This is a genomic window from Paenibacillus sp. FSL R7-0026, from assembly GCF_038004485.1.
Classification (GTDB): domain Bacteria; phylum Bacillota; class Bacilli; order Paenibacillales; family Paenibacillaceae; genus Paenibacillus; species Paenibacillus xylanexedens_A.
Map to the genome: position 1 here is coordinate 5,023,697 of NZ_JBBORG010000001.1, position 22,013 is coordinate 5,045,709.

Below are 22,013 nucleotides of genomic sequence, written 5' to 3' on the forward strand. Positions count from 1 at the left end.
ATTATTCAGCCTTGGCCTTGCGGTAAGCATCCATATATTGTTCCGCTTTGCGACGGACATGACTCAGGTCACCCGTCTTCACAGCTTCCGCTGTCAAGTCGGAGCCGATACCAACAGCCACTGCTCCACCCTTGATCCAATCCCCCAGATTAGACAAGGATACCCCGCCAGTTGGCATAAAATTCGCCTGCGGCATAGGGCCCTTCATCGTTTTGATAATCGAAGGATCATACAGATTACCCGGGAACAACTTCACAATGTCCACACCAAGCTCCAATGCGCGTTGAACATCAGCAATCGTCATCACACCCGGCAGAATCGGAATTCGATACAGGTTGCAGATCTGAACGGTATCCGGATTCAGGGAAGGTCCGACTACAAACTCGGCACCCGACATGATAGCCGCTCTTGCCGTTTGTGGTTCAAGCACCGTTCCCGCACCAATAATCGCGAATTTCTCTGGATCTTGTGTGTTCCAATGGTATACACGGCTTAATTTTTCAATGGCTTTGAGAGCACTGGGTACTGTCATCGTAATCTCGATAACTTTAATGCCACCCGCAATCGCTTGCTCGGCCATGGCAATAACTTGATCCGCAGAATCTGCACGCAGAACTGCCACAACCCCATTGTCCGTAATCTTTTGCAACAGCTGAAGCTTCTTCATTTCATTCTCTCCCTTGTCAATGTGGTGGTTGTGTATACAAGCCTTACATTTAAGAACGAAGATGAGCCATATATAATTTCAGCAGCGACTAGCGCTCAACATGGGCAACGTTGTTCAGCTTGGCCTCGACCTGCCCCCACGTGGGGAGCGCCTCCCAATCGCCAACAGCCTGTATAACCATGGAACCGGTCAAATTGCCGAGACGGGTTGCTTCCTGCGGGGAGTATCCTTTTAATAATCCCGATAAAAATCCCGCGCAGAATCCATCTCCTGCACCTACCGTATCCAGAACATAATCCGCCTTAAAGTACGGAACTTCAGTTAGGGTACCATTCGCCAATACGTAGGTCAAATCAGGGCCACCCTTCACAATGCACACAGCATTCATGGCAGATAAACGCTCAAGTACTTTTTGATCATTTTCTTCGTTATATAGAAGTTTCATCTCGTCCAGACCCGGTAAAAAGTAGTCCGCCAGTTCAGCTAAACGCAGTATAACCGGACGGGCCTCATCCGCAGACCATAGTTTGAGACGCAGATTTGGATCAAAGCTTACTTTCACCCCTGCCTGTTTGGCAATATGTATAGCAGCCTCTACCGTAGCAAGTCCGGACGGGCTTATCGCTGCCGTTATACCCGTAACGTGCAATATCTTCGCCCCGGCAATATAGTCGGGATCCAAATCATCAGGTGTGATCGCACTTGCAGCAGATAGCTTCCTATAATAATGCACCGAGGCTTTCCCGGAAGCGTTCTCACGAATCATCAAACCAGTAGGCTCGTGATCACTCAACCTTACCCGGGATACATCTACGCCTTCACCGCGAATGGCTTTCAGAATCATACTGCCGATCGGATCATTGCCCAAGCGTCCAAACCAACCACTGGTATGCCCCAGGCGGGATACGCCAATAGCCAGATTGCTCTCAGCACCCCCGAAAGACTTGTCCAGTGTGGCTGCATATTCCAGCCCTCTTGTATCTTTGGCAGTCAGCAAACCCATACTCTCCCCAAACGTAATAATTTCCGGGCTTGGATAGGGACTCGTTGACATGATTTCTTCCCTCCTTATAGTTACATTCCCTCATCTTCTTTTTCTATTGTCATCCTCTATGCAACCGTTGTCAATCCCGTTGCGTTCATTTTGTTGTCACAGCTTTAATAAAAGATAACGCTTACCAATGTGAATTAAATCACAATAGATAATGAACATCCATATTACCCTTATTACAGATGCAAATGAATTTGCAACCAGGGTCTATAAGGGGGCTACACCATGAAAAATCAGACACTGATCCGGGATGATCAGGAATCTTTCTTTTACAATCTGCGCTTTATGCTTATCGTCTGTGTCCTTGCTGGTAATGCACTTGAACCACTCATCACACGTTTTGCAGGAGCGGAAGCTCTGTTCCTGTGGATATATACGTTTCACATGCCACTCTTTGTATGGGTAACCGGGTATTTTGCGACACACTCACTCCAGGGTGCATCTGGGCGAAATGTCCTGAAGCAGATTGCACTACAGTATGTACTGTTTCAGTCCTTATACGCACTAATGGACTTTACCGTATTCCACACACCCCATATGAGGCTATCCTTCTTTGCACCTTACTTGCTGTTATGGTTTCTCGCGAGTCATTTCTGTTGGCGACTGTTGCTTCGTCTGGCGATTTCCTGGAAACCGATATATCGGGTGATTGGATCGATTACGCTCGGTGTAATTGCGGGGTATTTGCCTATCGACGGATTCTGGCTCAGCTTCAGCCGTACGTTTGTATTTCTGCCGTTCTTTGTCATCGGTTATGACTATGGAGCAACCATCCGTTCACATTTATTATCCGGTTGGGGGCGAAAAACCGCAGCCATCCTCTCTGCTGCACTGTTGGTATGGATCGGGTATGGTGGTTTGAACATTTCATCCGGATGGTTACTCGGCAGCATGACGTACGCCGAACTGGGTCACCACGAATGGTATGCCGGCATCTTCCGGGTGGGTGTCTACTTGCTGGAAATCGCATCTGCAGCACTGTTCTTGGCCTGGGTACCTTCCTTGACTTCCAGACTGACGGACCTTGGACGACGTACACTCTATGTGTTCCTGCTGCATGGGTTTCTCGTTCGTCTCGCGATCTGGTCCGGAGTCTACAGTTATATGGGAAGCTCGGCGTATATTCCAGTCATACTTGTCATTGCCATACTCTTCGCAGTCACACTGGCTCTGCCGGCTGTACGTCACACGTTCAAACCCGTAATTGAACCGGATATATCCCGATTTTCTTTCAATCGACATGAGGTGTTTAAACGTTCGGCCTAATGCTCTGACGGATCTCTTCACCATCGATTCTATCCTAGTGAATTGTTTCAGGCTGGAAATAAGGTGGTAAATTAGGGATACGCGCTACAAAAAACAACTTATCGTTGTAAGGAGTGATTTGTAATGGCACGTCAACAGACGTCAGAACACAAGATGAGCCGTGAGGAAGCTGGCAGATTAGGTGGCAAAGCGACTTCCAAGAACCATGATCGAAGCTTCTACCAGATGATTGGAAAAAAAGGTGGAGAAGCGACTTCAGATGCCCATGACACTGACTTTTACAAACAGATTGGTCGCAAGGGCGGCGAAGCAACCTCCGAAACTCATAATAAGGAATTCTATCGTGAGATTGGACGCAAAGGCGGAAGCAACTAATGAATTCCGCTTGCCACATCGAAACATGATCATAGCTTTCCCGTAAATCAAGAAGTCTAATTCCATGAAAATGGTTTGAGGCTTCTTTCTATTGATTGTAGAAATATGACGACGGTTGTGATAGACTCAATAGAAAAACCGGGTGTTCACGGGTTTAAAGCAGCAAAGAATTTCACAAACTACGGGGAGCTCGACACCGGCATGCCGGTCCTTTTTTTTAGAGTACGGATGAAATTAAACGACAGATGCACTGCCATTTACTTTTCCATTCATGTTGCTCAATATTATATATTTGGGGGGAATACACCATGTCAGCCAAGAAGATGCGTTCCGATATGATCAAAAAAGGTTTTGACCGTGCACCACACCGGAGTTTGCTTCGCGCAGCGGGCGTTAAAGAAGAGGATTTCGGCAAGCCGTTTATTGCCGTATGTAACTCATACATCGATATCGTGCCCGGCCATGTCCACCTTCAGGAATTCGGTAAAATTGTAAAGGATGCTATTCGTGAAGCCGGTGGCGTTCCATTCGAATTCAACACCATCGGAGTAGATGATGGTATTGCCATGGGACACATTGGTATGCGTTACTCGCTGCCAAGCCGTGACATTATCGCGGATTCCGTGGAAACCGTTGTATCTGCACACTGGTTCGACGGCATGGTATGTATCCCGAACTGCGATAAAATTACACCCGGCATGATGATGGGTGCACTCCGTTGTAATATCCCTACCGTGTTTGTCAGCGGTGGACCGATGAAAGCCGGTCGTGACAGCAATGGTAAAGCTCTTTCCCTGACTTCCGTATTTGAAGGCGTGGGTGCTTACCAAGCAGGTAAAATCGATGATAAGAGCTTGCTCGAACTTGAACAGTTCGGCTGTCCGACATGTGGATCATGTTCCGGTATGTTTACCGCAAACTCCATGAACTGTCTGGCTGAAGCGATGGGACTGGCTATGCCAGGTAACGGAACCATCCTGGCTGTTGCTCCTGAGCGTCGTGAGTTTGTTAAACAATCTGCTAAACAACTGATGGAACTTATTAAAATGGATCTGAAACCACGTGATATCGTTACTGTAGAAGCGATCGATAACGCGTTTGCACTGGATATGGCGATGGGTGGATCTACGAATACAGTACTGCACACGCTGGCACTGGCTCATGAAGCAGGCATCGAGTATCCAATCGAGCGTATCAATGAAGTAGCTAACCGCGTTCCGCATCTGGCGAAACTTGCACCTGCTTCCGATCTTCACATCGAAGACGTTCATAATGCAGGCGGCGTAAGCGCAGTGCTGAACGAGTTGCTCAAGAAACCAGGCGCAATTCATGGTGACTGCATTACAGTAACAGGTAAAACGATCCGTGAGAACGTTGAAGGAAAAGAAATTCAGGATACAAATGTCATTCACCACCTGGATAACCCGCATTCCGAAAAAGGCGGCCTGGCTGTATTGTTTGGTAACCTTGCACCACAAGGCGCTATCATCAAAGTTGGTGCAGTTGATGCTTCAGTTGGCGGATACCACAAAGGTCCTGCCATCTGCTTTGACTCCCAGGAGCAAGCGCTCGAAGGTATTGCTAACGGCAAAGTAAAAGAAGGACATGTTGTTGTTATCCGTTATGAAGGACCAAAAGGTGGACCAGGTATGCCTGAGATGCTGGCTCCTACTTCCCAGATCGTAGGTATGGGATTGGGTGCCAAAGTTGGTCTGATCACCGATGGACGCTTCTCCGGCGCATCCCGCGGAATCAGTATCGGACATATCTCTCCGGAAGCAGCTGAAGGTGGTCCAATCGCCTTTGTTGAAGAAGGAGACATCATCGAGCTGGATCTGAACAACCGTATCATCGAATTGCACATCAGTGACGAAGAGTTTGAACGTCGTCGCGCAGGTTGGAAAGGCTTTGAACCGAAAGTAAAAACCGGTTACCTGGCTCGTTACTCCAAACTGGTTACCAATGCAAGCAACGGTGGCGTACTGAGTATCTAATTCACTAATAAATAAAGGGTTGCTCTTCTGCCAAATCTGGCGAAGGGCAACCCTTTTCTTTTGCTGGTTGGTGTGATCAGTCCGTTTAGTTCCGCTCTGGCAGTATCTCTTTTTCAATTAACAACGATTCATCTCTGGATTCTTCTAACGTTGCTGCCACCTGCGTCATATGTTGACCGTAACGTTCCAGCAGTACATCCAGCGGCATGGCAATCATCTTGGGTACCAATTGTTCTGTACGCTGTTTCAAACGTTTGGTTCCTGCCGGGTGGATTACACTTAACAGCAGCTTCAAGTATACTTTGGATGCAGCACTGAACGGTCCTGGGGGCAATTCTTGTATGGTAAATCCAAATTTTTCTGGGCCTCTGTTAATCATGCTCACACCGTATATCGCCTTGGCAGAGCGTAACTCCGGTTCGAGTGCCACCATGCGTGCCAGATCCGGCAATTGCTGTTCCATGGTCCGAATCATGCGAATAGCCAAATGCATACTGGAACGTGATGTCACTCCAAGTTCATACAACTTCTGATTGTCAAAATGCAGTTCTATCACCGGATCTCCATTTTGAATGACATGGCCATCATTCATCTCCACCCGCGCTCCGTGATATACACGTGATCTGAAGTGCAGCATCGGCTCCTCTGGCGAAGCCGTCCGTAGATGATATACCCAGTGGAACAACTTCTCCCAGCCCAGCCATAGGGCAACAACGATTCGTTTCCATAGCTTCAATGGTGTCTGTAATTGCGTTTTGTTCTGAGATTCGCTCACTGTGATACCTCCCATCAACGTATCAACGCGTACACTTTGCAGCCCGAGTCGTTCAGCTTCCTGCAAGACGACTTCCAGCGCCTGAAGCATCTGCTCCGGCGCGTGTGCATCTGCACCAAGGGTCGTTCCTCGATCATGCAGCAGCATGACCTCTCCACCTCTCAGTTCCTTCAGCATCCGTTCAGTCAATCTCTGGGCACCTACTCGGCTTCTCCAGTCTTCAAACATGGAAGACCACAGTACAATCTTTCGTTCTTTCTTGCTGAAAAAATCAAACAGATTCATAATCCCCCACGGTGGACGATAATAACAAGTCTTCACGCCGGTTACTTCATGAATAATCTGACCTGTTCGCTGAATCTGATCTCGAACGGTACGTGGCCGCATGAGCCAGTTCGTCTTGTGAATATAATTATGAATGCCAATAAGATGACCTTCCTCATGTATGCGCTGTATGAGTTCAGGATGACTCGCTGCATGTTCTCCAACGACAAAAAATGTGGCTTTTGCCTGATGCTGACGAAGCAGATCGAGCAGTCTTGGCGTATAATGTGGATCTGGCCCATCGTCAAACGTTAATGCAAATTGTGTATCACTTCTTCCCCGTCGAAATACACGAAAACCAAAAATCCTGCTGATCAAACTTGGAATAAAGGCGTAAAAAGATGAAAGATACAATAACCACAGTAAAATACTATGAAGTATCGTTGTCATGTTGCAAGCTCCCCACTTCTCCTGCTAAATTACGGTGCACTATGGGCACTATCTAAAATAAACCGCCTTTAATTTTATCATAGTTCAGACTTTTCTTGAATCCTGTTTTCCCAAAAAGATAGCTATCGTGTACAATAAATACAATCTAATTATTGCCATCAAAGGAGCCATGTCCATGCTACCGCTTTACAAAAAATACGGGCGAACTGTCTTTGACATCGCATTGCTCGTATTAACCGTGTATGTGATCATGTACAGTTTCAGTCAATTATACCATGTGGCTGCACCGGTCTTTCTATCATTCATTGTGTATTGGATGATTGAACCGCTGGCCAAATTTTTACATCGCAAAGGATTGCCCAAGACACTTGGAGCCGCCATCTCCGTCTTGTTGTTTCTTGCATTGATTGTCGCTGCCTTTTTTGGGGTAGGCTTGATTATCATTTCACAAATTTCCAATCTTCAAGATAATTTTCCCGTATACATTGAAATGATACAACGTGAATTCACCAATCTGGTGTTATTCATTCAGGACAAGTCAGACGCTCTTCCTGATGGAGTTATGGAAAAAGCGAATGATTATTTTGCAACACTGACCGGGTTCCTGTCCAAATGGGTAACTAGCGGAGCGCAATTCGTCGTAGGTTTCCTCAGTTCATTCTCTTCGTTTATTACGAACTTCGGAATTGCGATTATTCTGGCATTTTTCCTCAGTATCGAGATTGAATCCTGGCGCAAGTTCGCCCGTGCGAAAACGCCCAAAACATTAAAGTTAGCTATTGAATTCATGCGTAATCACGTGTTCAAGACAATCCGCTCGTATCTGAAAGCACAGATGATCATGATGCTCATTACGTTTGTATTGATTTATGCAGGTTTGTTGATTTTGGGAACCTCTAATGCCTTTACCATTGCAGCAGTCTGTGCGGTTTTTGATCTGGTACCATTGCTTGGCGTCCCTGTTGTGTTTATTCCATGGATCGTCTACTTATTCATTATTGGAAATAGTAGCCTGGCGATTGGCCTGATTGTGATTCTGGCAGTGACGATGCTGACAAGACAATTGCTGGAACCGAAAATATCGGGTAACTCGATTGGTGTATCTTCGGCGTACTTGATGCTTTCGTTTATGCTGATCTCCCTTTCGATCTTTGGCCTGGCTGGTGTAGTGTTATCTCCAGTGCTTCTGATCCTTCTGAAAGAACTGTTACAACAAGGATACCTGCAAAAGTGGATTCACCTGCCAAAAGATGAATTTGAATCCTCTCCATTGGTCATGGACCCACCCGTTAATAAGGCCTCAGCGAATTCTGCCGAGTCTACTGTACACCGTCCCTGCGAAGGATCATGAGGACTCCGCCAAATAGTCCATCACCTTCCTGAAGAGAGCCGTCGCCTGATGTTGGCTGTCAGGAGAGACATTTTGAACAAGAACAGCTACAGCATATTGGGGTTGTTCTACCGGTCCATAACCAATGAACCATTGATTGTTGCGCTTCTCTCCATGTTTCTGTACTTGAGCTGTACCTGATTTTCCTGCAACATGCCACCGTGCACGCTGCAGGGATTTTCCTGTTCCCTCGCGGACTACCTTATTCATCCAGGATAACAGTTTATGCGCTGTTGCGGGAGCAATCTGTCCTGATGTTGAAGGTGAATCATGCAAGGGCATCTCCAGCATGGTGCCACCATCCGCATATCGAATGCGCTTAACGAGACGTGGGGCACTAACCTTTCCATCATGTAACAGTGTAACGATCAGATTGGCAGCTTGCAGCGGTGTGACCAAGACATCTCGCTGGCCGATTGCTGTCTGTATTTTCGCACCTTCATCAGCAGAAGAAACAGCCTCTGTTCTCACACGCCCGTGATCCTCATGATCAAAGTGTCGTAACACAGGCATTCCTGCCATCTGCTTCCCCTCCCAGCCAATCGGACGCGCGAGTCCCAGACGATCAGCCGTGTTCTCCAGTTGTTCCATACTAAGCCTGCGCGCCGTTTCCGCGAATACGATGTTACAAGACTCAGCGAATCCTTGCTCCAGATTTAGGTCTCCATGCCCGTGCTCCTTCCAGCAAGACAGCCCATATCTTCCGTACTCACCACCACAATGGAATTCTTCTCCGTTAGAAACCGTATGATACTCCAAAGCGGCAGCCGCAGTGACAATTTTGAAAATGGAACCCGGTACAGCTCCCTGTACTGCACGATTCCCCCAGGACGATTCTTTAGGGTCCACATGTTGTGGCTGATAGAAAGGACGGGAGATCATGGCGCGAACATCTGCGTTAGCGGTATCTAACACAACAATGGCCCCTTCTTGTAATCCAGATTCTTGCGTCAACTCCTCCAACCCACGCTGTAACTCAGCATCCACAGTGGTTTCTACACGTAAAGGATAATGGCTATTGGTCGGTGCAATGACGTGCGGCTGAATATCAGGGATAATCTCTCCACCACCCGAGACCATGCGTGATACAAGCGTAGGGCCAATTCCCCTTAACAGCGGTTCAAGTGTCCTCTCCAGGCCCGCTGCTCCTGATTTCATAGCAAATGGCTGTTTTACTTCATCCTGATGTCCAGTCAGAACTTTGGAGGACTCAGGCTGTTCAGCCAGATAACCCATCCACTGCATTCCTGTATGCCCATGAAGATACCTTGTCATCATCGGATAGATGCCAGCTTCTTGCAGGTGCAAACTACGTAGGCGCTCCACCTGAGCAGCGGTCAAATGAACAGGCTGATGTGTACCTGCTGTCCAGAAATGAGGTATACTTTCCTGATTCCATTCCTTCTTCAATTGATCCGGATCGGTATGTAATATAGCTGCCAACTGTATCATCTCGGAGCCTTCTAATGCCCCATACTTGCGTAATGTCTCTAATGGACTTGCCTGTGGAAAAAGAACCAGTCCCCATTGCAGCTTACCGGTCAACGCCTCACCCTTGTAATCCGTAAATTGTCCCCGCCCCGGGTCAAGCATCACCCCGCGTTCACGCTGCAATACAGACATTTCACGTACCGTTCGGTGAAATCCAGGCATCGTCTGATTCACCTGAACGATCTGGACCCATCCCAATCGTAATATAAGCAATCCAAAGACAAGAGTTAGAAGAATACAAGTTATATAGATTCGCCGTTTCGCAAGGAGATGCATCCCAATCTCACCTTTTGTCGTTTTGACATATTATTGCTGATATGGCTTGGAATTATCCGGTAAACAAAAAGAAAACCTGTCCCATGTGCGGGACAGGTTCTCCTCATTTCAACCTTGCTTGTTACACCGTAAAGCGTGACAAGGTTTCTTTCAGTTCAGTAGACACATTCTCCAATTTGCCAGACAGATTGACCAGCTGGTTACTGATATTTTGCTGTTCACTGCTCAAGGAAGCTACTTCTTGGGACGTTGCAGAAGATTCTTCAGCTACAGCGCTGACATTGCTCATGGCTTCAGACAACGTACCTTGAGATTTGTTCAAATCTCCAATAGAACCTGTCACCATGCCCAGACGTTCCACAAAGGCACCCATCTGTTCCTGTACGGAAGCAAAGATGACGTTGGTATCTTTAACCGCATCCATCTGTTCCTTGAATAACGGATAAGCTGCCGACAAAGCATCAACGGTCTCATTCATTTCAGTCATGATTTTGTCTGTAATCTCTCCAACCATCTCAATGGATTGTCTGGATTGAGCCGCGAGCTGACGAACCTCATCAGCCACCACCATGAATCCGCGTCCGGCTGCACCGGCACGTGCTGCTTCAATGGTTGCATTCAGGGAAAGGATATTTGTCTGTTTCGTTATGTTTTGCAGCACTTCAAGCACTTTCAGAACAGAAGACGTACTCTCTTTCAGCGAATCAACCTTATTCACCAGTGCACCAATCATTTCTTCTGTCTTCTGGGTTTTGGTCATCAACTGATTCAGATGTTGTGTTCCTGTCTGACTGGACTTCTCTACATGACGAGCAGAATCACCCATCTGTTCATTAGCAGCGATTACACTCTGCATCTGACGAGAGATATTGTCAGTTAATTCATTGCCACGTTCCGCTTCGGTTGCCAAACTGCCTGCACCGCCTGCGATCTCTTCTGTAGCTACTGCGATCTCCGAAGCAGATACAGCCGTTTTCTTGGATGCACTGCTCAGCTCAGAGGCCGTATCCAATACTTCCTGTGCAGAACGATTGGTTTGTTCAACCAGCTTAGTAATCTGCTCCATCATCAGATTGAAGGCAGTCGAGAGCTGACCAATTTCATCCTGGGAGCTATATGGTGTACGAACTTTAAGATTACCTTTCGCACCTTCCTGCATCAGGTCTTTCAATTTGCCGAGTGGACGAGCGATCATACGCACCATCCAGATCCCGATCAATACTGCAATCCCCGCATCAATCAGCGCCATCCACAGGGTCAGAGTCAGAATACCTTTTGCGTCCTGAACCAAAACAGAGGTAGGTATCATACCAACCAGTTTCCAATTGGATGTATCCATCGTACTGTATACAGCCAGCATTTCCGTAGATTTGCCATCTACCGTATAATCCGTATTCGTACTACCTGCTGGTTCCGTCAACTCTTTGACAAATGCAAGCTCTGTTTCTTGTCCTGTACGATCCGAGATGGAGGATGCAACCACTTTATTATCCGGAGCAATTAGTTGAAGAATAGCTCCTGGCCCCAGATCAAGCGATTTCAATTGTTCCTCCAAAACTTCCAGTTTCAGTTCAATAACCAGAACATACGACTGAGTAGTCCCCTGCAAGTTTTTCATGGAACGTGCAATTTTAAACGTTGGCGTTGAGCCATCTTCCTTGACCTCTGTTGGAAGCCAGCGATAACCGCCCGCCTCAATTAACTCACTGTACCATGCTTCCTGGCGAATGCTGCCCATGGATGAACTGTTGCTGCCGGTACCCATAATGGACTTTGTATCGTCCGTAGGTACCAAATAAATCGCTTCCATAGATTTATTTGTAAATGCAACATTGGACAGTTGCTTGTTGATTGAACTTGAGTTCACGAATGTATCATACGCAGTCAAATTCGTATCTGACATTTTTTGTAGCAAGGACTGCATTTCCGGATCAAAGAAAATCTGTGTGGATGTATCCACAAATCTCTCCAAAATAATGTCCATTTTTTGTTTGGTCTGATCAATGGTCTCCTGATTGGCACGCGAGGCATTTTTCTCTATCGTACCCTTGGCTTTTGAATAGGATAATAGACCTAAACTCACTACAAAAATCATGATCCCCGCAAAAAAGATCAAGAACAGTTTAACCCCTACGGATTTGACCGGATTTGCCTTCCTAATTTGTTTGAAAGAAGACCCTCCAAGGTTTTTCCAATCCCGGTTTTTTAATTGTTTTTTTACCCAATCGGTCTTGATCCAGCCCAGCTTCAATTTACTACGGTCAAACTTAAGTAATTTTTTCCCATTCCCTGTAATTTTACTTTTACCTACTTTTTCTTTCTTCACTTTCTGAACCTGCTCAGGGTTAACCTGCTCGGATTTTATCACTTGCTCCCCACTGTCTTTCTGCTTCTTTTGAACCATTCCCATTCACCTGCCAGTTATTTACTTGTTGGATTTTTCTTTCTCTCCCCTATAAATATGTAGTATTCGACAGCTTTCTTCGTTCCCCTTTCACTTTCCAGAAATATTTTACAACTTTATTCCTATTTTTCTATAAAAAAAAGACCCCCATCTGCCGATAAACGGAGGTCCCCATGTAAATTTCATAACACTATGTTGTTAAATCATAATACAATATTGACACATTGTAGGTATTTGAGCCTACTTCTTTTTTCTCATCATATCGAAGTACGAAACCGGTTGATCTACCTTCATTTTAATCAGTTGCAACGGGTGACGAGCAGCATCTAGAACATTGCCTTCTTCATCCTGTATTTCACCGACGACCTGTTTGAAAAAGTGACCTCCCGGACCGAAAAATTCGATTTCCTGTCCTGGTTTGAAGTGATTGCGCTGTTGAATGGTTGCCATTCCTGTTTCAGCATCATACCCCATGACCAATCCAGCGAAGTCAAAAGGTACGGCCTTTTCTTCCGGTTCATAGATATGATCTTCATGGTCTGGTGTGTCATAGAAAAATCCGGTATTGAGCGGACGATTCGCCGCTTTGTTCATTTCTTCAACCCATTCAGGTTTCAGAACATAATTTTCCGGGTCTGCCATATAGGAGTCAATAGCTTGACGGTATACGTTAACCACAGTTGCCACATAGTGGATCGATTTCATACGTCCTTCAATCTTGAAACTGTCCACGCCCACATCAATCAACTCGGGAATATGGCCAATCATGCACAGATCCTTAGATCCCATGGAGAATGAATTATCCTGTTCTTGGAACAGAGGAAGCTGGTTCTCACCCAGTTTGAATGGCGCAGGTGCCTTCATCTGCATGTCCTCTTCGCTAACCCAAACCGTATCTTCTCTCGCATCCTCGAACAGATCATACTTCCAACGACAAGACTGGCAACAGCCACCCCGGTTGGAGTCCCGATCCGTAAAATGGTTGGAGAGCACACAACGTCCGGAATACGAAGAACACATCGCCCCGTGAATAAAGGCTTCAATTTCGATATCCACATTGGCCTTGATTTCTTCAATCTCTTCAAAGCTGGTCTCACGTCCGAGAACAACACGTGGAAGTCCTTCATCTTTCCAGAACTTCACGGCTTGCCAGTTAAGTGTGGATTGTTGAGTACTCAGATGTACCTCAAGGCCCGGCACAGCACGAAGGGCAACCTCAATAATAGCCGGATCAGCTACGATGATCGCAGAGATTCCCGCATTATAGAGGTTTTGCAGATATGTTTCGATCCCCTCAACATCCTCATTATGTGCATAGATGTTTGTCGCTACGAACACTTTGGCTCCATACTTTTTGGCAAACTCCACACCTTCACGCATCTCTTCAAAGCTGAAGTTATCCGCGTTGGAACGTAGTCCATAGGCCTGTCCACCGATATATACGGCATCTGCACCGTAATGGATTGCAAATTTCAGTTTTTCCAGATTACCCGCCGGAGCTAGCAGCTCCGGTTTGTCCAGACGGTTACGTTTACCCGAGAACTTCCGCTGTACCGCCACTGTTTCCATTCTGTTCACCTCATCTATTAATACACTTGTTCTTTATAGAAAAATCCAAACGACAATTCACGTTCAGGGTCCTGTAACTTCCGCACCTCAGCGAGCCACTCTTCAGAGAACGCATATGCATCAGCATCGGCTACATAACTGTCAATCGCTGTCCGATATGCACGTACAACAGCTTCATTGTAGGAAAGTGATTTTAACATACCTTCAATTTTGAAACTGTGCACACCCGCCTCCATCAACAGATGAAGGTCTTCGAGGATACATATATCCTCAGAGCTCATAATGTGTGTACCGTTAATGTCCTCATAGATCGGGAATTTCTCATCCCGGCGTTCAGCCTCGATCAGGAACAATCCCCGTTCTTTGCCTAGATGTCCCTCAACCGGCCGCCCTTGATGAGCCATGTAACTTTGTACCAGACTGCGCTTGGAATGATAAATATTCGTCATGCCATGCACCTGAACCTGAGCTTCCACCTTCAAAAAAGGAACCATTTCCGTCAACTCGTCCATATTCAGCTCTCGGGCAAGTACAACGCGACTCGCTCCCTTGGTTCCCCAATAGTTGGCCGTCGCATAGTTCGTTGAAGTCATCTCCGCATTCCAGTGCAACTTCACATGTGGTGCGTATTCCTTCATGGTAGCCAGCACGGATGGATCATTAAACTCCACACCATCAATACCGATTCTGCCAAGTGCTTGAACATATTCAGGCAATTCTTTCAACAGTTCGTTGGACATCAGATTAGTCATGGATACATACACACGCGCCTGATGTTTGGCTGTAATGGCAACCACCTCTGCTGTCTCTTCCACGCTAAAGCTGCCTGGAAGACGCATGCCGAATCGATCATCTCCAATGACCAAAGCATCTGCTCCAGCCTGAAGCAGCACTTCTGCCTCTTTCACATTCGCTGCTGTAACGAGCAGTTCATGTTTCTTACTCATATAATCCCCTCCGCTTATTGCGCAGCCTTACTTTTGGCTATATTTTGCTGGTGTTCCTTATACGTTTTGGCAAATAGATGTCCGGATGACCCGTCCTTTTTCGTCACATAGAACAGATACTCCGAAGCTTCCGGATTTAGCGCTGCTTCAATGGACGGAAGACTTGGACTGGCAATTGGACCTGGTGGCAAGCCTTTATTCAGATACGTATTATACGGACTTTTCACCTTAAGATCTTTGTAAAACAATCGTTCCTTTGGCCTATCGAGCAGATATTGAACGGTAGCATCAATCTCCAGCTTCATATCCTGATTGATCCGATTGTAGATTACACCTGCAACCAGAGCACGCTCCTCGTCCACCACAACTTCTTTCTCCACAAGTGAAGCAATCGTCAGCAGTTCATGCAGGGAAAGGTTCTTTTCCTGAAGCTTGGCTTCCAAATCAGGAATGGAATTGATCTTGGTCTGGAATTCTTCCAGCATTCGCTGCATCACATCATGCGTGGAACTTCCCTTTTTCAGTTCATACGTCTCCGGGAACAGATACCCTTCCAATACGTAGCGAAGTTCTTCATCCACTGGAATATCTTTGATGATATCTACATCAAAGGCCGAAGGATCATTGGCCAGCTTGATGAATTCATCCCGATCTACAACATGCTCATAAGAAAGCTTACCCGCCATTTGCAAAACGTTATAACCCTCCGGAATCGTAAATTTCACCATTTCCTCAGGTACAACTTCACCACTACTCAGCTTGCTAACAATCTCATCATATGTCACGCCAGGATTCATAGAATATGTACCCGCCATGAAATTAGAACCTAGTTTCTTCCACTTTAAATACCCTTTGAAGGTTAACCCGCTTCGAATGAGGCCTTCTTCTTGAAGCTGATCCGCGATTTTCGAAGTTCCCGATCCGCTCTTAATCTCGAATACGACCGGTTCTGTAGAAGCTTCCACGGGACGCATCATACTCCATACGTAACCGCCAGCGCCTCCGGCAAGAACTACAATGATAAGCAGTATGACTACTATTGCTTTCCCTTTCAAAAAAGAAACAACTCCTTTACACAACCAAAAAGAGCGGACTTCTCCGCCCTCCTGGTTTCTTCAATTTGAAGCTGATTAATCTTCGTCAATGGGGAGTGTACACTCATCATACAGCTCCGAGATGTTCTCCCACTCATCATCATCGTCGATCGTAACTAACTCTGGCATGATCTGGTCTTCACTTCCAGGTGATACCCGCAGAAGTTCAACCTCGTCATAAGGTCGCAACGAACTGCGGAGCACCGCGTACTGTTGACCGTTCACTTCGAACTCAGCCAACAAGTCATACGGTTGTGATTTACCGTTCTCTTCCTCGAGCTCAACATGAGCACCGAATGCCAGACGCAGTGAATCTGTCCATTTCAGGTCTTTGCGGCTATATTCCGTCATTTAGTTCGCTTCCTCTTCATCTTCAGCAAGAAATGTATTAAACGTCTCCTCGACGATATCCCATTCGGCATCATCTTGGATGACGAAAAGTTTAATATCGTCGCCCTCTTCTTCATAACGGAATGCATATACATCCGTTTCGCCATCTTCAGGTTCAACCGGAGCAACCATCATGTACTTGGCCTCCGAACCATCTACTTCAAACTTCATGATGACTTCAAATTCCTCTTCATTACCCTCGTCATCCGCAATGTAAATAATTTCCGCTTCTTCTTCCATACCCAGTTGATCTTCAGCCATTGTTGATCCCCCTCACCTTCTACTATTGGCATCCAAATAATTTTGCAAAATCAAGCTTGCGGCCATTTTGTCCACAACCTGCTTGCGTTTTTTCCGACTGACATCCGCTTCGATCAGCGTACGTTCTGCTGCCATGGTTGTCAGCCGTTCATCCCAAAGGTGAACAGGTAAATTCAGTTCATCCCGCAGGCGTTCGGCAAAAGCAATGCAGATCTCACCGCGCGGTCCTACGGTGCCGTTCATGTTTTTGGGAAGTCCGACTACGATCTCACTAATCTCATGCTCACGCACAAGTTCGGCAATCCGAGCGAACTCGCCTTCATCACGGCGGCGTTCTAGCACTTCCAATCCCTGGGCAGTCCAACCGAAGGCGTCACTCGCGGCAACTCCGATTCTTCGGTCCCCATAGTCCAAACCTAATATTTTCATCCATGCTCTCCCATCCTGGGGCCTGCTCAGATCGATTACGAATAATCGCCTTCTCAAGCTTCAGGCTGTCTTCTGTCGGTTCATTTCCCGCTGCCTGCAAGGCTGCAACACAGCGGAAGCGGCGTACATTACCGGTGATTGGCCAGATAGGAACGTACAAGCTCTTCAATCAGCTCATCGCGCTCCTTTTTACGGACCAGACTACGTGCGTTGTTGTGACGAGGAATGTATGCCGGGTCTCCGGAAATCAGATACCCAACAATTTGGTTGATCGGATTATACTCCTTATCGACCAATGCATCATATACCGTGAGAAGAATCTCTTTGGATGATGCTTCCTGTTCGTCACCTTTCACATTAAATTTAACCGTCTTATCCATGGAGTCCATTGATGACACCTCGCTCCTGCATGAACATGGGGACCATGTCCTGCCGAATTGATTTCTGTTTATATAATAACATATTCTGACTGCCACAAGTAAACAAAGGATAAGGCAATTGTGTTTTTTGCTTGTCCTTTACTAGCTTCAGCATATTGCATCATTCGATTCCACACGCTCTCGGGTACAAAAATAAACGAACAGAACCATTTCGATTTATTTTTTGACGATTGAAAGCCACTCAATGGATTTATGCACTATGCCCGCTAACCAGCGAAACCGCCAGTTTCAGCGCTTCATCCAGCTTGGTCGCATCCTTACCTCCGGCTTGCGCCATATCTGGACGTCCACCGCCGCCACCGCCGCATACTGCTGCGACTTCTTTGACGATTTTGCCTGCGTGTAATCCTTGTTTTACTTGTTCAGCAGGTACTGCTACAACAAAATTCACTTTGCCGTCCGCTGGAGCACCCAATACGAGTACCGCGTTAGGCAATTTTACTTTCAACTCATCTGCCACTGTACGCAGCGCATCCATGTTCGGAGCATCTACGCGTGCTGCCAGCAATTGTGTATTTCCTGCTTGTACCACTTGATCCGTCAATTGACCAGCTTCCATGGCACTCAGCTTGCTTTGCAGGGATTCAGTCTCTCTGGCTGCTTCTTTCAGTTGTTGGTTCAGACCTTCAATCCGTTTAGGTACATCAGCCACATTTGCTTTGAGCAGTGCTGCTGATTGTTTAAGCAGTTCCAACTGGCTTTCCACATACAGATATGCGCCGCGGCCAGTTACAGCTTCGATCCGGCGTACGCCGGAGCCAATTCCGCTCTCGCTCACCAGTTTGAAGATTCCGATCTCTGAAGTATTATTTACGTGACAGCCGCCACAAAGTTCCAAACTGTAGTCTCCAACTTGAACAACACGCACAATATCTCCATATTTTTCGCCAAACAGGGCCATTGCCCCCATTTCTTTGGCTTCATCAATAGCTTTCAGCTCGATGTTCACGTTCAGACGATTCCAGATCTGCTCATTCACCTGACGTTCAATCTCTGTCAACTCTTCCGGTGTGATACTACCGAAGTGAGAGAAGTCAAACCGCAGACGCTGTGGCTCTACGAGCGATCCTGCCTGGTTTACGTGTGTGCCGAGCACATCTTTGAGTGCCTTGTGCAGCAAGTGAGTTGCTGTATGGTTTTTGATAATGTCGCCACGTTTCGCTGAATCCACTTCGGCGTTGATCACATCACCTACACGCAGTTCACCAGACTCCACAGTCACCAGATGTACATGTTGTCCGAGTGGAGCTTTGAACAAACCTTGTACCTTCGCTGTTACACCAGCACCTCGCAGCAAGCCCTGATCACTCACTTGACCGCCACTTTCCGCGTAGAACGGAGTCTTGTCCAGAACAACCTGACACGTCTGTCCTTCGCCTACAGATTCAACAAGGGCATCACCAGCTACGATGGCTACCACTTTTGCTTCCGTCAACAGGTCAGTATAACCAACAAACTCGCTTTTAACCTCCAGATCAGCAAGTGGTCCGCCTTGAACTTTCATGCTCTCGTTCTCTTGGCGCCCAGCACGTCCAAGCTCACGTTGTTTCTGCATGGAAGCATCAAAACCTTCACGGTCCACAGTCAGGCCATGCTCTGCGGCATAATCTTCTGTCAGGTCAAACGGGAAACCGTACGTATCATACAACTTGAAAGCTTCAGGTCCGCTAATAACCGTGCGTCCTTCGGATTTGGCTGTGCCGCTGATATCAGCCAGAATAGCCAGACCATCTGTGAGTGTTTCGTGGAAACGCTCTTCCTCGGTTTTGATTACTTTGGCGATGAACTCCTGTTTGTCTACTACCTCAGGGTAGTACATGCCCATCACTTCACCAACAGTTGTTGTCAATTCATACAGGAATGGACGGTCAAGTCCAAGCACTTTTCCATAACGAACTGCACGGCGAAGCAAGCGACGGATGACATATCCACGTCCTTCATTACTTGGCAGAACGCCATCACCTACTGCAAAAGCAACCGTACGGATATGATCGGCAATGACTTTTAATGCAACATCAATCTCTACGCTGTCGTTATATTTCACACCCGCAAGAGCGGCTGTTCTTTGAATCATCGGTTGGAACAGGTCTGTGTCGAAGTTGGAATCCACATTTTGCAGAATGGAAGCAAAACGCTCCAAACCTGCACCTGTATCAATGTTTTTGTTAGGAAGCGGTGTGTAGCTACCATCTTTGTTATGGTTGAACTGGGAGAATACCAGGTTCCATACTTCCAGGTAACGTTCGTTTTCCCCACCTGGATACATTTCAGGATCACTCATGTCGTTTCCGTAAGCTTCGCCGCGATCATAGAAGATTTCTGTACAAGGTCCACATGGGCCTTCGCCGATATCCCAGAAGTTTTCATCCAATTTGATGATACGTTCAGCAGGCAGTCCTACTTTTTCGTTCCACAGTTTGAATGCTTCTTCATCTTCCGGATATACCGTTACAGAAAGACGTTCCGGATCGAATCCGATCCACTCTTTGCTGGTCAAGAATTCCCAAGCCCATGTTACGGTCTCTTCCTTGAAATAATCTCCAATGGAGAAGTTGCCAAGCATTTCGAAGAACGTATGGTGACGACGCGTTTTACCAACATTCTCGATATCATTGGTACGGATACATTTTTGGGAGTTCGCTAGACGCGGGTTCTCTGGCTTCTCACGTCCGTCAAAATATGGTTTGAGTGGTGCCATACCTGCATTGATCCACAGAAGGGAAGGATCGTTGTGAGGCACGAGCGATGCGCTCGGCTCGATTTTGTGACCTTTACTTGCAAAAAACTCTATCCATTTGGACCGGATTTCACTGGCTTTCATACTGGATGCCCCCATTAAATTATAATAGTCCGTTGCGTATTCGCTCCGGTTGGTCAACATTGTTTTTGTAAAAATAAACACAAAAAACGCCCCTGAATAATCAGGGACGATGTTATCGCGGTACCACCCTGGTTATTGCTGTTCATCCCTTGCTGCCCGGACAAACAAACAATCTCCTCGTTCATGCGAAATAACGGTCGCTCCCGGCAGGGTTGTCCTGCACTCCGAAATTAGCTTTCCGCCGCTTCATCTTTCAAGACTCTTCCAGCCATCAGTTCAGGCTCACCCTGATCCGATGAAGTCTATTCTCTGAGGAAAGGAACCCTCGGCGTACTTTATTTCATCATCGATTTCATGTTCTCAACATACACACTCATTATATCGGTAGCACAAGCGGGTGTCAACGCGGCCTCGTTGATGTTTTAACCCTGTTATTTAGTCGGTCCTTCGTTTGATGTAATAGGCGAAAAAGTGTTGCACAATCACCTTCAGCACGGCAAAAACAGGTACTGCCAGAATTAAACCTACAATGCCTGCCAGTTCACCTCCGACGAGCAGTGCAAATATAATCGACAGTGGATGCAGATGCAACGTACGTCCCACCACCTGAGGAGAAATAACGTTACTCTCCAACACCTGGCACAGTGTGTTCACAATGACAACAAGTAGTACCATTTTAAACGATACGGTTGATGCCATGACCACAGCAGGAGCAGCTCCAAGGAACGGCCCCAAGTAGGGCACAATGTTAAACACAGCTACAATGCTTGCAAGCAGCAGGGCATACGGCATATCAATGATGATATAACCAATGTAGGCAAAGATACCAACAATGACACAGACAATAAACTGTCCACGAATGTAGTTCCCCAGTGCGGTATCGATCTCTTTCATCACCGAGACAATCGCTTTACGACGTGAACGCGGAAGATATGCCACAATGGTACGCTCGAATACCTCAAAGTCTTTTAACATATAAAAGATCAGAAATGGCACGATAAACACATTAAATAACACATTAATGGTCGCCCCGATATTGTCCATGAGCACGGTAATTCCCTGAGTTAGTCGATCCTCCATCTGAAAAAACCAACTGTTCATGCCTGTTCGCACACTTGGCGGCATTAATTTGTGATCCATATTGTTCATCAGGCTCTGGGCACGCATGGATAGCTCAGGCATATGCTCGTTGAGTTCCCCCAGCTGTTCAATCAATACCGGAATGACATTCATCAGAATGACACCGAGGCAGGTCAGGAAAAAGGCATATATGAGGAGAACCGCAATCGTACGCGGCACCTTGCGCCCTCCCAGCATGCTGACAATCGGATTAAGTACATAGGATATGATAAGGGCTACGATAAAGGGTGCCAGCACTGTTTTCAGGAACGCATATATGTGAAGCAGTAAAGGCCGCAGCAGCCATATAAAATATAAAATGATCAATCCGAGCAGCAGCCAGATCGCGTAACGGAACAGCTTGTTTTTGGTTAATTGCTCCACTTTGCATCTCTCCTTTTGGACTGGCTCTGAGAGTCAGTATATGTAGGAAAGGTAATATTTATTAACACAGCGCAGAAGTGGAAGGAGCAATCCGAACTTTTTTTCCTTAAACCAAAAAACGCCTCCTTCATCAGAGAAGGAAGCGCATTTTGCAGT

17 protein-coding genes and 1 pseudogene are annotated in these 22,013 nt (G+C 46.6%); 4 read left to right on the forward strand and 14 right to left on the reverse strand.

Annotated elements, in window-relative coordinates:
* Window position 1: 1 nt before the first annotated feature.
* Window positions 2-667 carry a bifunctional 2-keto-4-hydroxyglutarate aldolase/2-keto-3-deoxy-6-phosphogluconate aldolase gene (locus MKY44_RS21950; RefSeq protein WP_047844056.1) on the reverse strand — a complete coding sequence of 222 codons (666 nt, stop codon included), beginning with the start codon at window positions 665-667 and terminating at the stop codon, window positions 2-4.
* Between the two features lie 88 nt (window positions 668-755).
* Complete coding sequence (locus MKY44_RS21955) at window positions 756-1,721, reverse strand: sugar kinase (RefSeq protein ID WP_341008594.1); 966 nt, start codon at window positions 1,719-1,721, stop codon at window positions 756-758.
* A 222-nt stretch (window positions 1,722-1,943) separates the two neighbouring features.
* On the opposite strand from MKY44_RS21955, the gene MKY44_RS21960 reads away from it, so the two are divergent.
* The 3 genes and pseudogenes from MKY44_RS21960 (at window position 1,944) to ilvD (ending at window position 5,353) form a co-directional block, all read left to right on the forward strand.
* On the forward strand, window positions 1,944-2,984 hold the full coding sequence (locus MKY44_RS21960; protein ID WP_341008595.1) for an acyltransferase family protein: 1,041 nt from the start codon (window positions 1,944-1,946) through the stop codon (window positions 2,982-2,984).
* 123 nt (window positions 2,985-3,107) lie between these two features.
* Window positions 3,108-3,350, forward strand: a pseudogene (locus MKY44_RS21965) (KGG domain-containing protein); the annotation flags it as partial.
* Window positions 3,351-3,667: 317 nt separating this feature from the next.
* On the forward strand, window positions 3,668-5,353 hold the full coding sequence (gene ilvD, locus MKY44_RS21970; protein WP_074096200.1) for a dihydroxy-acid dehydratase: 1,686 nt from the start codon (window positions 3,668-3,670) through the stop codon (window positions 5,351-5,353).
* 85 nt (window positions 5,354-5,438) lie between these two features.
* Here the strand turns inward: ilvD and MKY44_RS21975 are convergent, their stop codons facing one another.
* Entirely contained in the window at window positions 5,439-6,842 is a 1,404-nt protein-coding gene (locus MKY44_RS21975) for a polysaccharide deacetylase family protein (protein WP_341008596.1), read from the reverse strand.
* 175 nt (window positions 6,843-7,017) lie between these two features.
* On the opposite strand from MKY44_RS21975, the gene MKY44_RS21980 reads away from it, so the two are divergent.
* Window positions 7,018-8,193, forward strand: a complete 1,176-nt coding sequence (locus tag MKY44_RS21980) for an AI-2E family transporter (RefSeq protein WP_341008598.1) — start codon at window positions 7,018-7,020, stop codon at window positions 8,191-8,193.
* Here the strand turns inward: MKY44_RS21980 and MKY44_RS21985 are convergent.
* The 11 genes from MKY44_RS21985 to MKY44_RS22035 all read right to left on the reverse strand — a co-directional run bounded on the left by MKY44_RS21985 (window position 8,188) and on the right by MKY44_RS22035 (window position 21,857).
* Complete coding sequence (locus MKY44_RS21985; RefSeq protein WP_341008599.1) at window positions 8,188-9,999, reverse strand: peptidoglycan D,D-transpeptidase FtsI family protein; 1,812 nt, start codon at window positions 9,997-9,999, stop codon at window positions 8,188-8,190. The two genes, MKY44_RS21980 and MKY44_RS21985, sit on opposite strands and share 6 nt — an antisense overlap.
* A gap of 121 nt (window positions 10,000-10,120) precedes the next feature.
* Window positions 10,121-12,409 carry a methyl-accepting chemotaxis protein gene (locus tag MKY44_RS21990; RefSeq protein WP_405170485.1) on the reverse strand — a complete coding sequence of 763 codons (2,289 nt, stop codon included), beginning with the start codon at window positions 12,407-12,409 and terminating at the stop codon, window positions 10,121-10,123.
* A gap of 234 nt (window positions 12,410-12,643) precedes the next feature.
* Window positions 12,644-13,972, reverse strand: a complete 1,329-nt coding sequence (locus MKY44_RS21995) for a peptidase U32 family protein (protein ID WP_091027680.1) — start codon at window positions 13,970-13,972, stop codon at window positions 12,644-12,646.
* 17 nt (window positions 13,973-13,989) lie between these two features.
* Window positions 13,990-14,919 carry a peptidase U32 family protein gene (locus MKY44_RS22000; protein WP_341008601.1) on the reverse strand — a complete coding sequence of 310 codons (930 nt, stop codon included), beginning with the start codon at window positions 14,917-14,919 and terminating at the stop codon, window positions 13,990-13,992.
* A gap of 14 nt (window positions 14,920-14,933) precedes the next feature.
* Window positions 14,934-15,974 (reverse strand): endolytic transglycosylase MltG, encoded by a 1,041-nt coding sequence (mltG, locus tag MKY44_RS22005; RefSeq protein WP_340913424.1) that lies wholly within the window; start codon window positions 15,972-15,974, stop codon window positions 14,934-14,936.
* Window positions 15,975-16,049: 75 nt separating this feature from the next.
* Window positions 16,050-16,364: a DUF1292 domain-containing protein gene (locus MKY44_RS22010; RefSeq protein ID WP_047844066.1), complete on the reverse strand. Its 315-nt coding sequence runs from the start codon at window positions 16,362-16,364 to the stop codon at window positions 16,050-16,052.
* Complete coding sequence (locus MKY44_RS22015) at window positions 16,365-16,664, reverse strand: DUF1292 domain-containing protein (RefSeq protein WP_017686820.1); 300 nt, start codon at window positions 16,662-16,664, stop codon at window positions 16,365-16,367.
* 12 nt (window positions 16,665-16,676) lie between these two features.
* Complete coding sequence (gene ruvX, locus MKY44_RS22020) at window positions 16,677-17,093, reverse strand: Holliday junction resolvase RuvX (protein ID WP_062835871.1); 417 nt, start codon at window positions 17,091-17,093, stop codon at window positions 16,677-16,679.
* A 128-nt stretch (window positions 17,094-17,221) separates the two neighbouring features.
* Window positions 17,222-17,482: an IreB family regulatory phosphoprotein gene (locus MKY44_RS22025; protein WP_036616950.1), complete on the reverse strand. Its 261-nt coding sequence runs from the start codon at window positions 17,480-17,482 to the stop codon at window positions 17,222-17,224.
* Window positions 17,483-17,723: 241 nt separating this feature from the next.
* Complete coding sequence (gene alaS / locus MKY44_RS22030) at window positions 17,724-20,354, reverse strand: alanine--tRNA ligase (protein ID WP_341008602.1); 2,631 nt, start codon at window positions 20,352-20,354, stop codon at window positions 17,724-17,726.
* 435 nt (window positions 20,355-20,789) lie between these two features.
* A complete protein-coding gene (locus MKY44_RS22035; RefSeq protein ID WP_091027676.1) occupies window positions 20,790-21,857 on the reverse strand; it encodes an AI-2E family transporter in 1,068 nt (355 codons plus the stop codon).
* Window positions 21,858-22,013 lie beyond the last annotated feature (156 nt).

Coding starts and splice junctions, on each gene's coding strand:
- MKY44_RS21950 (WP_047844056.1), bottom strand. CDS start 667: ATGAAGAAGCTTCAGCTGTTGCAAAAGATTACGGACAATGGGGTTGTG.
- MKY44_RS21955 (WP_341008594.1), bottom strand. CDS start 1,721: ATGTCAACGAGTCCCTATCCAAGCCCGGAAATTATTACGTTTGGGGAG.
- MKY44_RS21960 (WP_341008595.1), top strand. CDS start 1,944: ATGAAAAATCAGACACTGATCCGGGATGATCAGGAATCTTTCTTTTAC.
- ilvD (WP_074096200.1), top strand. CDS start 3,668: ATGTCAGCCAAGAAGATGCGTTCCGATATGATCAAAAAAGGTTTTGAC.
- MKY44_RS21975 (WP_341008596.1), bottom strand. CDS start 6,842: ATGACAACGATACTTCATAGTATTTTACTGTGGTTATTGTATCTTTCA.
- MKY44_RS21980 (WP_341008598.1), top strand. CDS start 7,018: ATGCTACCGCTTTACAAAAAATACGGGCGAACTGTCTTTGACATCGCA.
- MKY44_RS21985 (WP_341008599.1), bottom strand. CDS start 9,999: ATGCATCTCCTTGCGAAACGGCGAATCTATATAACTTGTATTCTTCTA.
- MKY44_RS21990 (WP_405170485.1), bottom strand. CDS start 12,409: ATGGGAATGGTTCAAAAGAAGCAGAAAGACAGTGGGGAGCAAGTGATA.
- MKY44_RS21995 (WP_091027680.1), bottom strand. CDS start 13,972: ATGGAAACAGTGGCGGTACAGCGGAAGTTCTCGGGTAAACGTAACCGT.
- MKY44_RS22000 (WP_341008601.1), bottom strand. CDS start 14,919: ATGAGTAAGAAACATGAACTGCTCGTTACAGCAGCGAATGTGAAAGAG.
- MKY44_RS22010 (WP_047844066.1), bottom strand. CDS start 16,364: ATGACGGAATATAGCCGCAAAGACCTGAAATGGACAGATTCACTGCGT.
- MKY44_RS22015 (WP_017686820.1), bottom strand. CDS start 16,664: ATGGCTGAAGATCAACTGGGTATGGAAGAAGAAGCGGAAATTATTTAC.
- ruvX (WP_062835871.1), bottom strand. CDS start 17,093: ATGAAAATATTAGGTTTGGACTATGGGGACCGAAGAATCGGAGTTGCC.
- MKY44_RS22025 (WP_036616950.1), bottom strand. CDS start 17,482: ATGGACTCCATGGATAAGACGGTTAAATTTAATGTGAAAGGTGACGAA.
- alaS (WP_341008602.1), bottom strand. CDS start 20,354: ATGAAAGCCAGTGAAATCCGGTCCAAATGGATAGAGTTTTTTGCAAGT.